Below are 13,870 nucleotides of genomic sequence, written 5' to 3'. Positions count from 1 at the left end.
GTGGTTTCGCCACCTGCTGATTGAGCCACTCACAAATTAAGCTCGCTCGGACCTTGGGGACCCGCTCGAGATTGGTAGGAGGCGATGGTCCTATGCAGGAATTGCGGTTTGTCCTCGATGCCATGGTTGCCGCATGCATATCCGCAGTAGCCATCGTCGTCATGCGCCGGTTCGCCATCGTGCTGGGCCTGGTGGATCATCCCGATCAGCGCAAGCAGCATCTTGGCGACGTACCACTGGTGGGCGGCCTGGCGATTTTCGTGGGAATGCTCGCAGGGGTAGCCTGCTACGGTGCCTTCCACGGATTCGAGGGGACTTTGCTTGAAACCGCTGCGGTGCTGGCACTGCTCGGCGCGCTGGATGATCGCTTCGGTCTCAGCGTGCGGGACCGCCTGCTGATCCAGACCATCGCGATCCTGACAGTGATCGCTACCACCGGTGTCTACATTCACACGCTGGGATACATCTTCGGCCATGAAGTAGAGCTCGGCTGGTTTGGCGTACCCATGACGGTGACTGCCGTCATCGGCCTGGTGAATGCGTTCAACATGATGGACGGCATCGATGGCCTTGCCGGCTGCCTGACCCTGGTCAGCATTGGTGCCATCATCCTGTTTGCCTTTCCCACTCCCTTGCATGGGATCATCACGCTGTTGGCCCTGCTGGCCGCGGCGACGCTGCCGTACCTGGCCGTCAACCTCGGCTTGATGGGCGGAAAGATCTTCCTCGGTGATGCGGGTAGCACACTGATCGGCTACCTGCTGGCGTGGTCACTCATCCGCCTGAGCCAGATGCCTCAGACGCACCTGTCGCCGGTCGATGTGCTCTGGTGCGTGGCGCTGCCGGTGTTCGACACGCTTGCAGTGATGTATCGGCGCATGCGCGGAGGCCGCTCGCCGTTCAATCCGGATCGTGGCCATATCCACCATATCCTGCTGGATGCGGGCTTTGGGCCTCGCGCCACCCTGATTGCACTTGTCATCCTTGCCATCGGCCTCGCGTCCGTCGGAGCGATCGTCAGCAGTGTGGCTCATTCGGCAGGGGCGAATCTCACGGCGTTTTGTCTGATCCTGGGCGTATACATGGCAGCGGTCATGCGCGCGCGGCAGCGCCAGGAGGTGCGACGGCAAGGTGGGCTCAGTCCGCAACGCGGCGCCAACGCAAAGATCAATTCGCCAGGCGCTGGCCGGCAATCCATCCCGTCCGATCTCGCCCCGCGAGGGGGCAGGGGCGGGGCGGGGGGCAGCGAAAACGAGGCATTCCGCTCACCGGAACGCTCCAATCGCCGCTGAACTGGCGCACGGTAATCTTCCGCAAGCCCACGGAAGTTCGAAACATGGTTGCATCGAGGCAATGACGACGTTCGCTTGCAGTCGTCATGTTGGCGGTTGGGCGATTCCCACAAGTTCGACCATCGCGCCGGCTGCGACGTGCTTGATGCCATCTTCGATGTCGTTGGCGTATTCGATAGAACGCTTCACCACCACGTGACCCTTGGTGATGCGCATCTGGTTGCTCGTGCTGAGGAAAGACATGGCGCTGGTGCCCGGCGCAGTGGGCGCGCTGCGCCTGATCCTGTTGCCGGAAATGATCACTGCCTCCATGTCCCTGGAGTTGTCGGGAGTATTGCCTTCGGCGAAGTTGATGCAGGATCCGTGGATGTCGACGAATACATTGCCCGCGCAAACCACTCCGTTGGCGCCGAGCACGCCGATCGCGCCCATCTGCGGACGTATGCCGATGAACGTGTTGCCCGTGATCACCGTGTTGATGGCGTTTTCGCTGGTCTTGTAGGCGAAGGATCCCAGCCTTATCGCATCACCACCCGGGCCGGAACCCGGCGGCGAGCGCTGGAAAGTGCAGCCACTGATCTGTGTGCCGCTCAAGCCATTGACTGCCACGTCGACGCGGACCGAGTTGAGGAAGTGGCAATTGAGCACGGACAGGTTGTCGGCAACGGCCGTGGTGGTCTTGGCCTTCGTCGCGGAGTCGATGCCCCAGTAGCAGTTCGTGAACTGGCAATCCGACACGACCCAGTCGTGGATGTTGTCGCCCGCCTGGTGGCCGTTGAAGAACGTGATGCCCGCCGTGTTCACGGTGTCGATGTCGATGAACCTGCAGCGGGCGATGGTCACGTCGCGATACACGCTCCAGTTGTGGTCCGGCTCGAAATCGATGCCGCCCACCGAGTGCGACAGTTTCGCGTTGCCGATGTTCTGGAAGAGGCAGTTCTCGACCGTCAGGTGGTCGCAGTCGATGATGGACAGGCCGTTGCGGTTGTCCTTGACCGCGCCGTCGAACACGCAGTCGCGCACGACGACGCGCTGGTTGTGGCGCTCTGTGCTTCGCAGCGTTCCCGACCCGACATACATGCCGTCCCCGCGAAAGCCGTGGAAGGTCACCCGCTCGACCGTCAGATCCGACGTGGCATTGACGGCCAGCAGATAGAAGTACTGCTGGTAGCCGAACTCGGCCACCCGTCCGTCGAGCTTGAGGTCGTGCAGATGGATGTTCCGCATGTTGTCCGCGACATCGGGAGTGCCGCCGTCGCGGACATGAGTGGCGAGCATGAACTCGCAGGCCAGCGAACTGTCGTATGCCCTCAGTTCGCTGGCCTGTCCGTCGCCGTACAGCTCGATGCCCGACCTGAGGTTGAGCTGCTTTACGGGGTAGACCCCGGCGGGCACGAACACCCTGCTTTTGGCTCTGTCGATGGCGGCCTGGATACCGCTCGTGCAATCGTATGAGCTGTTGCCTGCGCGGATGGCGGCATGTTCCGGCGTGGGCAGAAAATCCAGGACATTCGTCACTTGTGGCGGGGATCGCATGGCGCAGTCTCCTGTCGTGTACGGCTGTGGAACCGGGTGTTGCAGTTCCGGCAAAGCTCATCAGTCGATTCCATGACGAGTGGATGCGGTTCTCCGAACGGCGCACGGATCGTGTCGTGACAGGATACGCATGACACGGAAAATGGACGTCTACAGGGATGACTCGGCAGGCACCGCCGACGGATCGCACAATTCCGCATAGACCTCCAGGGTACGCTGGATGACGATGCGTTCATCGAACTGCGATCGTGCCTTGAGGCGGGCCGCTTCACCCAGCCGGTGAGCGAGCTCCGGGTCTTCGAGCAAGCGCCGGATGGCATGGGCCAGCGCCCCGCTGTCTCCCTTGGGGACCAGCAGGCCGTCGACGCCATCGGTCACCACTTCGCGACAGCCGGGTACGTCCGTGGTGATCAAGGGAAGTCCGCAGGCCGCGGCTTCGACCAGCGTCCTCGGCAATCCCTCCCGGTGGCTTGGCAGCACCACGACATCGACCGAACCGAGCAGGCCGGCCATGTCGTCGACATGGCCGAGCCAGGTGACCAGCTTCTCCTCCACCCAGCCGCGTATCGCCGCTTCCGGGACCGCGGCAGGGTTGCCGGGGTCCGGCGTGCCGGCGAGCAAGGCGTGGACCGCGCAGCCCTGGAGGCGGAGCTGCCGCAGGGCAGCGACGAACTCGTCGAGGCCCTTGTCCCAGAGCAGCCGGCTTGCCAGGAGCACGCGCATGCGTCCATCGCCGGACGCTTTCGTGCGCGCTCTTGCGGCGAATTGCGCGCAGTTCACACCCGAGCCGCGAATCAGGCGGATGTGTGCCGGATCGACGAGCCCGGCCTGCCGGAACAGTGCAACGTCGTCTGCATTCTGCAGTATGAGCCGCGCGTTCCTGCCGCCCAGCGCAAGGTGCAGCAGGCCGCGCACCACTGGTCGCAGCAATCGTGCCTTCACCTGCGGACTGGTGAACACGTAACCCATGCCGGCCACGGCATTCACCCGGGCGTGCACGCCTGCCAGCCGCGCCGCCAGCGAACCATACACGGCGCACTTGATGGTGAAGCCGTGCACCAGCACCGGCCGCTCGCACCGCAGCAGGCGGACGAGATGCCACAGCAGCGCCGTTTCCCGCAACGGATTGAGGCTGCGCCGTGCCATCGGCAAGGGTTCCCAGCGCAGGCCGAGGGACCGAAGCTTGTCGCCATAGGGCCCCACCGGGGAAATCAGCAGAACGTCGTACCCCTGCCGTTGCAGGGACAGCGCCAGCGAGCGGCGGAAGTTGTAGAGATACCAGTCCGTATTGGCGAACAGGACAGCTTTCATGGACATGCCTCGTGCGGAGCCGCGGGCGCACTGTGCCGCGCGCAGGCGGGAAGGCCGGTCGTACGGCTGGCGTGCGGCAGCGTCATGCTGACGCTCGCCGGTTTTCATCCAGCCATGCCTGGAACATCAGCACCGTCCACAACAGGTGCTGCCAGTTGCGCCGGCCGCTCAAGTGCTCCTTCCATTTCTGCCGGATCGGCATCGGGTGGAAATAGCCTTCCTGCCGCAGGCGGCGCTCATCGAGCAGGGCTTCCGCCCAATCGCGCAGGGGACCGCGCAGCCAGCTGTCCAGCGGGATGCCGAAGCCCATCTTGGGGCGTTCGATCAGCTCCCTGGGCACATGTCGATACAGCACCTGGCGCAGGAGCCACTTGCCTTCGCCGTCGCGTATCTTCTGGTGCAAGGGTATGCGCCACGCCAGTTCGACCACGCGATGGTCGAGCATGGGCACGCGAGTCTCCAGGCTGTTGGCCATGGCGGCCCGGTCGACCTTTACCAGGATATCGTCGGGCAGGTAGCTCTGCGCATCCATCGCCATCATCCATTGCGCCAGGCTTTTGGTGTCCGGCCACGCCGTGGGATCGGTCAACAGGGTCGTCGGTTCGTGCGCGCCGATCACGATGCTTCCAGGGTTCTTCCACTGGCTGGCGAGATGGAGGAAGAAGGCATGGCCGCTCGACAGCGGAAGCACGCCGGCCAGCTTCTGTGCCTTGTCACCGGGCGTGGCCAGGTGCCAGCGCTTCGGCAGCAGCGGCTTGGCGCGTTCGAACCACCGGTTCCACGTGTCCGGCGACACGGACCGCAGGATGCCGGCGCCGGCAAGTCGCGCAAACGATGGCAGGCGACGCATCCGTTCCCAGGTCGTGCGAGCGCCGAGATAACGGTTGTAGCCACCGAAAAGCTCGTCGCCGCCGTCGCCGCTCAAGGCCACCGTCACCTCGCGGCGGGTCAGCTGGCTGATCAGGAAGGTGGGAATCTGCGAGCTGTCGCTGAAGGGTTCGCAGAAGATCGATGGGAGCTTCGGGATGACAGCCAGGGCATCGTCGGGGCGCACGTAAAGTTCGGTGTGCTCGGTGCCGAGGTGTCTGGCCACTGCCTTGGCGTGTGCGGCCTCGTCATAGCCGGCCTCGCCGAATCCCATGGTGAAAGTCTTGACGGGGCGACGGCTGCGCGCCTGCATCAGGGCCACGATCGTGCTGCTGTCGATGCCGCCGCTGAGGAACGCGCCCAGTGGCACGTCGGCCAGCATCTGCGCCCCGACGCTGGCGCCCAGCTGCTCCTCCAGCGCATCGGTTGCTTCGGCGTCCGAACCGTGGAGCGGATCGCCGAGACCTGCACTGACGACGTCGTTGTAGCGCCAGTACGCCACGGCTTGCGCGCTTCGCGGCGCACCGGCAGTGATGCACAGCAGGTGCCCGGGGCGAAGCTTGAAAACGCCGCGATAAATGGCATGCGGGGCAGGGATGCAATCGTGGCGCAACAGCAGCGCCAGCGCGTCGCGATCGACGTCGGCGCGGAAGGCCGGGTGCGCCCGCATGGCCTTGAGCTCCGAGCCGAACAGCAAGGTATCGCCTTGCCACGCGTAGTACAGCGGCTTCTCGCCCATGCGGTCGCGCGCGAGCGTGAGTGCGCGTTGCTGGCGATCCCACAACGCGAACGCAAACATGCCCACGCAGGCACGCAGGGTCTGCTCGACACCCCAGGCGACGAAGCAGGCAAGCAGGGTTTCGGTGTCCGAATGCCCGCGCCATGCCGGCGCCGCGCCTGCTGCGTGGAGGCGTTGGCGCAGGTCGAGATGGTTGTAGATCTCGCCATTGAACACGACGACGTAGCGCCCGCAGGCCGATGGCATCGGCTGATGGCCGGCTGGCGAGAGATCGAGGATGGACAGGCGTCGCTGCGCCAGGGCGATCCCGGCCGATTCGTCGCACCACGAGCCGCTGTCATCGGGGCCGCGATGGGTCAGCCGGGCCGACATGACCTGCGCCTGTCCCAGCAGTGCGTCCCGTGCACCTCCATGCCATTGCCAGAACCCGGCCACGCCGCACATCAGTGCTGCCCCACGCCGTGCAGCACGTCAGCAAGCCGCGACACTTGCACGGTCACGTTGTATTCGTTCTCGACGCGTGTGCGTCCCGCCAGGCCCATGCGTGTACGCAGTGACCGGCTCAGGATCAGCCGCTCGAGATCATCCCGCCAAGCGGTCGTTCCCGCCGCCAGAAACCCGTTCTCGCCGTGCCGCACGATGTCGATGTTCGCACCGACCGTCGAGGCGACCACCGGCAGGCCGCACGCCATGTACTGGATGATCTTGTAGCCGCACTTGCCGCGTTCCCACGGACCGTCGCGCAACGGCATGATGCCGATGTCCATCCGGGCAATCGTGGCGGCCTCGCTGTCCTCGGACCATGGCACTATCTCCGGTACCAGGCTGCCGAACTGGCCCGCGACCTCGGTTCGCGGCCCGACCAGGAGCAGGCGGGCGTGGTGCCTGGTGCAGACCTGCTCCAGCACGTCACGGTTGTCCAGCAGATATTCTTCTGTGGCCGGTGATCCGACCCAGCCGATGACCGGTTGCGCGGCGTCCGCGTGGTTCACCACCGCATAGCGTTTCTCGTCCACGACGGTCGGAATGATCTCGATCCGCGTTGCACCTGCCTGCGAAGCGCGCGTGGCCAGGTAGCGGTTGCCGACGATCACGCAGGCAGCCTCGCGCATGACCTGGTCGATCTTGCGGCCAAGCAGGCGTCGCACCAGCGGGTTGGCCGACAAGTCGTATTTGTGGAACAACGCGTCGTCGTAGTCCACGATGTACGGCTTGGCGGAGCGCGCCAGCACCGACTCGAGCCAGTGGGGCAGGTAGGGAAAAAGCTCGCCTTCGATCCAGGCGAGGTCGTGCGTGTCGCGGCGCAGGGTTTGCCTGATCCGCCGTGCGTAGTATTGCCACGCGATGCATCGGGCGGCTGCAGGGCGGTTCCCGTACAGTTTCTCGAGATAGGCGTCGGGAAACAGCGCATGCACCTCCACATCGATGCCGCGGTCCCGCAACAGGGGCAGATACTGCAGGCTGCGCAGCCGGGTGCTTGGACCCAGCCTCGAATATCTGGAAAACAGCAGCACCTTGAGCCGCTTCATTCCGGTGCCTTCCTGAAGCATTCCGGATAATCGATGAACAGTGCCACCAGGGGGATGACGTACATCCACTGGAAGGCGAAGGCTTCGATATAAGGGTTCGTGTTGGTGGCGAGCAGGGCGCAGACCAGGCCACAGAACATGAATTTGTGCTGTGGCGGAAGCCGGCGGCCATATGCCAGGCGGAGCACGCCGAGGATGTAGAGCAGGAACGGCAGGGCGTAGACCACCGTGCCGAGTATCCCGACCCGGTAGAGCGTGGCCAGCCACACCAGTTCATAGCGCCAGGGATGGATGGGGTCGCTGACGTAGTCGACGCCGACGCCATGGCCGGAGCCAAGGCCGCCGTTGTCGAGAATGCCGGCAAGCAGCGAATGGCCCATCTGCACGCGTGCGCTGCCGCCGCCGGAGGCGAGCTTGTCCGTGACGACGTTCAACACCGCGCCCAGACTGATTTGCGTATAGGCCTGCAGCAGGAAGAGCGCCGCCACCGTCGCAACCAGCACCGGCAAGCCGTAGCGGATGAAAAGGGTGAACGACGACCGGTGTGGGCGTTCGGTCGTGCGCGATGCCAGCATCATGCCCATCAGCCAGCCCATCGGCACCGCGAGGATCAGCGCCGAACGGCCGGAGGTGAGCGCACAGACCAGCAGTGCCGCCAGCAGGACCAGCCGCAGCAAGCGGTTCCTGATGAGTTCGGGCGAACTGAAAAAGCCGCCGCACAGGAAGATCAGCGAGCCATACACATGCATGGTGGCGCCGGAAAATCCCTCGTTCTGATTGATGTTGGCGCCCTGGAAGAAAAAGGCCACGGCTGCCGCGCCATGCCTGAAGTACAGGTAGAAGAACAGGGCGACGCTCGCGGCGCACAGCAGGCTCAGCAGGACGAACCAGTCGATCAGCCGGTCGGCTCCGAGCCGTCTCAACAGGGCCTCGGCAATGATCGTCCACATCAGGGGCGATAGAATGTAGATCGCCGCCACCTGCACAAGGGCGACCAGCGGCGCATCGTGCATGCCGCCCACGATCAGGTAGACGATCGTCACGATCACTGTGCAGGCATACATCATCAGCAGGTTTCTGAAGCCACCGCCGATGTGCAGTCCCGGCAGCGCCAGCAGGAATGCCAGGCCCATCGCCGCCGCAGTGGGAATGGGTAGCGAATTCGGTATGACCACGGCCAGGAACATCGTCAGGGATGCCGCGCCCAGGAACATGTGGCCCACGGTGAAACGGTACCTGCCAGCATCCTGCAGCGCCGGCGGCGGCAGGAGCAGGTTCGCCGTCGATGCCGGCGCTGGACCGTGATCGTGGCTCATGGCTGCACCATGTCCGAGATCCAGCGGTCGAGCATGCCGGCCTGCGACAGCTTGCTGTAGGGACTGATGTCGCGATGCGCATCGGCGGCGCGGGGCGACAGCGCGACCCGCAGGGCGTCGCCAGCCGACGCTCCCGCACTGGTCAGCAGGCTGCACCCCGCGCCTGTCTCGGCGAGAATGGCGGTGGCTGCGTTGCGCACCCCGGAAACGCAGACGATATCCGCTCCCGCGGCGAGATACTCGAACAGCTTGCCGGTGGCACAACTGGCACGCGAGCCGGTCAGCAGCAGCAACTTGTCGCAGCGTTGCATGAGCTGCAGTGCCAGCAGGCGCTCGACCGACCCGAGCGCACTGACGGAAAACCTGGCCCGTTCAAGCGTCACCCGTTCGGCTTCCGTCAGCTCGCCGACGAACATCACGTGCTTGTCCGCCATGCTTGCGGGAAATTCGTTCAGCGCATCGACGAAGAAATCGAGGCTTCTCGATGCCGAGCCGTCGCTGGCGCCAATGCGCCCGAAATGCCCGATCAGTTGCGTACCCGTCGGAACCTCCCGGGCGAGAATGGCGGCGACACGCGGATCGTCATCCGCGGTCCTGCCGGGTGCGGCGAAGTCGGCCGGGTCGTAGCCATTGGGCAGGATCGCGGTGGCCTTGCGCGGGTAGCGCCGCTGGAAATCCGCGACGAGAGGCGGGCTCACCGAGGTGATCAGGCCGGCGGCAGCCACCACGCGCGCCTCGATCAGCTTGCGCATCCACGTCCGCAACCGGCCTGGTTTGCCCAGCGGCTCGAACACGAGGCCGTCGCGGAAATCCTGCAGGCAGTCGATGCGGTGCCGGCTGGCCAGGCTCGCGGCGGCGACCAGGGCATCGATCGGCGAATACGTGCCGATGGCCACGCAGCGCTCGCCCGCAGCCCGCTTTTCGGCACACAGCCGGTCGGCCGCGGCCAGCGCCTGGACCAGCCACGGCCGCTCGCGTCCGGCGTCCCGGGCAAACAGGAACGGCAGCGGACGCAGGAAGGCCGTCGCAAGGGTCAGCAGCGACGCTGTGGCGGAAGACTCGCTGCCTACGCAGTGGCCCGGCAACGGGAAGATGGTGATGCCTGCCGTCGACGATGCCGCGGCCGCTCCGGACGCAGGCTCGCGGGCGAACACGAAGATCCGGTATTTCGCCGGGTCCAGATACTTCAGCAGGCCCTTGAACCGCTGCGCCGCAATGTTGCCGGACAGGTGATGCGCCGCGAAGACGAACACGTTGATCTTTGTCATCGGCACAGCCTCGATCCGCGCGCTGTGGCGGCGTCGGGCGCGGCGATAAAGCCATGCGGCGATGTGGCATGGAGCGGTAGCGTGATCCTGCTGCTCATGGCAGGCCCTCGGTTTCCTCGGCCGGCTGCGGATAGGTGCGCTCCGACTTGAGCGCATCGAGCAATGAGCGGTACATGCCGCTCCATTCGTCGCGGAAGCACCAGACGATGACCGGCAGCAGCGCCAGCCAGACCAGGCTGAAATGGATGGGGGCGCGGGGGCCGTACACCAGCGTGGCGATGGAAAGGCCCACGCCGATCGTGACGAACGCATACAGCCGCGCGCGCGGGAAAGGCCGCCAGACGTAGACCGAAGCCTCGGTCCGCGCCACGAAAAAAACGAGGAACGCAATGGCGTTGGCCACCACGGCACCGGCGGCGCCATGACCGGGCACCAGCCACACGCTCAAGGCGACATTGACGACCAGCCCCGCGACGGTCGACCACAGCGACAACATGGACCGGCGGGTGATCCCGATGCCGACACAAGTCACTTCGGAAAGGGTATAGAGCAGCGGCTCGCCGATGCAGCACAGCATCAGGTACTTCACCTGGGAGTAGTGCGCGGGCAGCACGAAGTCGATCAGCCACGACAAGGCCCCGCTCAGGACCCAGATGGTGCAGACCACGGCCAGGGCCTGATGGGCGACGTGGTCGACCCGCCGCATGTCCACGCCATGGGCCACCCATTTGTAGACCATCGGCGCCCACAGCACGGTGAAGATCGTCTGGAAGACCACGCCCACGCCCGCGAAGCTCATCGAGACCGAATAGATCGCCAGCTCCGGCAGAGTGGAGAGCGAACGCAAGGCCAGCGTGCTGGTGGCGTCCAGCCCCCAATAGGCCACGCCGGCAAAGATCAAGGGCACGCCGTAGTCGAGCAAGCCGCGGACTTGCGTGCGCAAGACGGGAGCCCGCAAGGCCGGACTCCATTCGCGTCGTGTGTTCCAGCTGTAGATCAGCAGAACGGACAGCAAGGAAGCCAGATAGGCCGCCTCCAATTCCCCGAACGTCCGGGAAAAGACCGGCAGCGCAAGTGCGCCGACGGCCAGCAGGAGGATCATCTTGGGCAGGATCTGGCTTGCGGAGAACGCCATGCCGCGATCCTGCATGCGCAGGATGAGCGAGAGAAACCGGGAGATGAAGCTCACGACCACGCAGGCCATGAGCGCCCAGTAATACGCGATGTGTCCGACGCCGAACAGCCAGCAGGCAAGGCGCTGGTCGATCGGCATCGTGGCCAGCATCACCAGCAGCATCAGCAGCAGCCCCGGCGCGAAGCAGGCTTTCAGCAGCGCGCCACGATCGTTCCACTCGTGGTACTCCCGCACATAGGCGCGGTCGAGGCCCAGGTTGAACAGCAATACGCCGAACGACACCGCGATCTGGACGATGTTCAAGCGACCCACGTCGGCGGGCGGAAAGACCCAGGCGATCGCCGGCACCGTCAGCAGGCCAAGCCCGGCGGTGGCGATGGGGCCGATGGCAAATGCCAGAACGGTTCGTATGTTCACCCGTCGACCTGTCTTGTTGAGCCACTGCCACGGTCACCGTCGCGTCGCTTGCCGGAGCCGGTATGCGGCCCGCAGAAGATGCCGGGCCGGTCGTATGTCGTCGGATGCGCCGATGGTGAGGACACTTGCGACGAAGTCGCGGTAATTCCTCGCGGCGTCGAACCCCGATTCGATCGCCTGCCGTGCCTGCGTGCGCAGGCTGTCCCGCCCGTCCGCAAAGGCGACCCGATCCATCGCATCGGCGATTTCCCGGGCATCGGGACACGCGCTCAGCAAGGCGCCGCATCGGTCGGACACCAGGCTGGAAACACCGCCCACGTCGGGGGCGATGGCCGGCACGCCTGCGCTCATGGCCTCCATGATGGAAACCGGGACGCCTTCGGATTCGCTCGCGTTGACCAGCATGTCCACCGGGGCGCCGAGGTAGTACGCCTTGACGGCATCGTTGGGCAGCTCGCCGGTGAACGTGCACATGACGTTTCCCAGGCCGGCCAGCTTCGCCTGCGCCAGCGCCCTGGTCTCCTCCAGCAGCGGGCCGCCGCCGATGTGCGTCCAGCTCATGCTGACGTCCGGATGACGGCGTGCAAGCAGCTCCATGGCGTCGACGATCTTGTCCAGCCGCTTCACCGGAAGGCAAAAGGAAACCGACAGGATATGCCGGCATCCGGCCGGGCTCGGGCGTGCAGGCGTTCCGGCCAGCGGCACACCCAGCGGGCTGATGCGGATGTTTTCGGACGTCGCGTCGTAGGTCTGCCGCAGGTAGTCCCGTGCCTCGCGTGACAGCGCGAAGATGGCGTCGTAGTGGGCGACGAATTGACGCTTGAGCGGCATGTATCCATGCCTGCGGCGCGCCTCGTACAGGTCGAAGCCATGCACGCGGGAGACGACCTTGCGCACCGCACCCGCTTTCCTGGCGAGCACGGCGGCACAGGCCTGCGTCTCGTTCCAGTAGCAGTAGGCCACGTCGATCCGCCCGTGGGTCCTGGCGTGTCGCCGCAGCTGCGCGGCCTGTTCGAGCACCTTGGACACATGCAGCAGGGCCCGCGTGACGGTAGACAGATTCATTTTCCGCGACCGCCGCAGATAGCCCAGCTCGCGCCGGAAGATCGCGGAGCCCAGCGCCAGCAGCATGAACCACAGTCGTCCCGACCTGGCGGAGCGCGCCATGCCGAGATCGATCGCGATACCTGCGGGCACGGGCCGCGGCGTTCCCTCGGCCAGCGCCGGCAGCAGCGTCACGTCGATGCCGGCGTGCGCGGTCCAGTAGCCGATCTCGTCCTCGATGAACTGCTCACCGGGCGGGTAGGGATAGGCGTTGGTCAGGATGGCTATCCTCATGGCTTCACGGTCAAGCTCGAGACGATGATGTCGGTCACGCTGTCTTCGTAGACGGCGTGGTCCACCTTGAGTGGAATGCTGATCTTGAAGCAGCCGACCTTGGCGAGGCTTGCCGAAAGCACCCGCCGCCAGTTCGCGGTCACCTCCTCCATCGTCAGCATGGCGGTGCGCATGGTGGCCAGCGCGTTGTATTTCTCCCAGTAGAGGTGGTCGTGGAAGACGCTGTATTCGGCACTGACGACGGCGATCGTCATGTCGATGGCATGGCCCGGGTCCAGCGCGGACACCCGGATATCGGGCACGTCCTCGCGCACCAGGTAATACAGGCGCGAAAGCGCCGCCGAGGTGGATTCCACGTGGGGATAGAGGCGGTCGGGCGACATTTTGCGCCGCACGTTGGCCGAGTTCAGACGGTTCTTGATGCTGAAATGGGCGCGATCGACCCAGCTGCGCCCCGCGAGGATCTCGCGCTTCATCGCATTGCCGATGCAGTTGTAGCCATAGATCTTCGGCCAGGCCATGTTTCCGTAGACGCGCGCGTTGGCGGACATGACCACGATGTCGTCGCTGACGAAGCCGGCGTCCTGGTTGCGCCTCAACGCGAGCATGGCCGAGGACTTGCCGGAGCCGCCGGTGCCGGCGAGCAGGCAGGCCTGGCTGCCAATCATCACGGAGGCTGCATGGATCGGCATCACGTCCTGGAAGAAATAGACCGACGGCACCAGCACGAATTCGTGCAGAACCTGCTCGAACACCTCGATCTCGCGCGGGTACTCCATCGACAGCAGCCGGTGGATCAGGCGCCGGATGCCGCGACGCGGCTTGATCGCTACTTCCACGTTCAGGCGGCCGTTGCCGGTGCGTTCCCAGTAGACGTCGATCGAGGGGAACGAGGTGAGCATCCCGTGCTCGAACGTGTCGTGTACCGAGGGATTGATCGACGAAGGCCTGCGCTTGGTGATGGCGTGGCCGACATGGATGTTTACTTCGGGCTCCCGGCCATCGGCATCCACGTAAAGGCTCAGGCTTTCCGCCAGCAGCTCTTGCAGAGCCGCATCACAGGAAAAGGCGTAGCACTTGCCGAATATGATCTTCTTCATGCGCGCCAACCCGGCACGGGCC

Annotated in this window: 10 protein-coding genes; 1 reads left to right on the top strand and 9 read right to left on the bottom strand. The window is 65.0% G+C overall.

Annotated features, from left to right (window positions below; translation table 11 throughout):
* Window positions 1-92: 92 nt before the first annotated feature.
* Complete coding sequence (locus ABQJ54_RS01640; RefSeq protein WP_367852541.1) at window positions 93-1,292, top strand: undecaprenyl/decaprenyl-phosphate alpha-N-acetylglucosaminyl 1-phosphate transferase; 1,200 nt, start codon at window positions 93-95, stop codon at window positions 1,290-1,292.
* A gap of 84 nt (window positions 1,293-1,376) precedes the next feature.
* On the opposite strand, the gene ABQJ54_RS01635 is transcribed toward ABQJ54_RS01640, so the two are convergent.
* The 9 genes from ABQJ54_RS01635 to ABQJ54_RS01595 all read right to left on the bottom strand — a co-directional run bounded on the left by ABQJ54_RS01635 (window position 1,377) and on the right by ABQJ54_RS01595 (window position 13,848).
* Window positions 1,377-2,828: a glycosyl hydrolase family 28-related protein gene (locus ABQJ54_RS01635; protein WP_367852540.1), complete on the bottom strand. Its 1,452-nt coding sequence runs from the start codon at window positions 2,826-2,828 to the stop codon at window positions 1,377-1,379.
* 150 nt (window positions 2,829-2,978) lie between these two features.
* Window positions 2,979-4,139, bottom strand: a complete 1,161-nt coding sequence (locus tag ABQJ54_RS01630) for a glycosyltransferase family 4 protein (protein WP_367852539.1) — start codon at window positions 4,137-4,139, stop codon at window positions 2,979-2,981.
* A gap of 82 nt (window positions 4,140-4,221) precedes the next feature.
* Complete coding sequence (gene asnB / locus ABQJ54_RS01625; protein WP_367852538.1) at window positions 4,222-6,189, bottom strand: asparagine synthase (glutamine-hydrolyzing); 1,968 nt, start codon at window positions 6,187-6,189, stop codon at window positions 4,222-4,224.
* A complete protein-coding gene (locus tag ABQJ54_RS01620; RefSeq protein ID WP_367852537.1) occupies window positions 6,189-7,274 on the bottom strand; it encodes a glycosyltransferase family 4 protein in 1,086 nt (361 codons plus the stop codon). Before ABQJ54_RS01620 ends, asnB begins: the two co-directional genes overlap by 1 nt.
* Window positions 7,271-8,590: a hypothetical protein gene (locus ABQJ54_RS01615; RefSeq protein ID WP_367852536.1), complete on the bottom strand. Its 1,320-nt coding sequence runs from the start codon at window positions 8,588-8,590 to the stop codon at window positions 7,271-7,273. Before ABQJ54_RS01615 ends, ABQJ54_RS01620 begins: the two co-directional genes overlap by 4 nt.
* Window positions 8,587-9,843: a glycosyltransferase family protein gene (locus ABQJ54_RS01610; RefSeq protein WP_367852535.1), complete on the bottom strand. Its 1,257-nt coding sequence runs from the start codon at window positions 9,841-9,843 to the stop codon at window positions 8,587-8,589. The genes ABQJ54_RS01615 and ABQJ54_RS01610 overlap by 4 nt, the downstream gene beginning before the upstream one ends.
* A 109-nt stretch (window positions 9,844-9,952) precedes the next feature.
* Entirely contained in the window at window positions 9,953-11,410 is a 1,458-nt protein-coding gene (locus ABQJ54_RS01605) for a lipopolysaccharide biosynthesis protein (protein ID WP_367852534.1), read from the bottom strand.
* Window positions 11,411-11,443: 33 nt separating this feature from the next.
* On the bottom strand, window positions 11,444-12,748 hold the full coding sequence (locus ABQJ54_RS01600; RefSeq protein WP_367852533.1) for a glycosyltransferase: 1,305 nt from the start codon (window positions 12,746-12,748) through the stop codon (window positions 11,444-11,446).
* The gene (locus tag ABQJ54_RS01595; protein ID WP_367852532.1) at window positions 12,745-13,848 is read right to left on the bottom strand and encodes a hypothetical protein; all 1,104 of its coding nucleotides are present in this window, start codon (window positions 13,846-13,848) and stop codon (window positions 12,745-12,747) included. The genes ABQJ54_RS01600 and ABQJ54_RS01595 overlap by 4 nt, the downstream gene beginning before the upstream one ends.
* Window positions 13,849-13,870 lie beyond the last annotated feature (22 nt).

The organism is Rhodanobacter lycopersici (assembly GCF_040812335.1).
GTDB classification, from domain to species: Bacteria; Pseudomonadota; Gammaproteobacteria; order Xanthomonadales; family Rhodanobacteraceae; genus Rhodanobacter_A; species Rhodanobacter_A lycopersici.
Note: the sequence above shows the minus strand (reverse complement) of the source record. Positions and strands in the feature narration are given on the sequence as shown.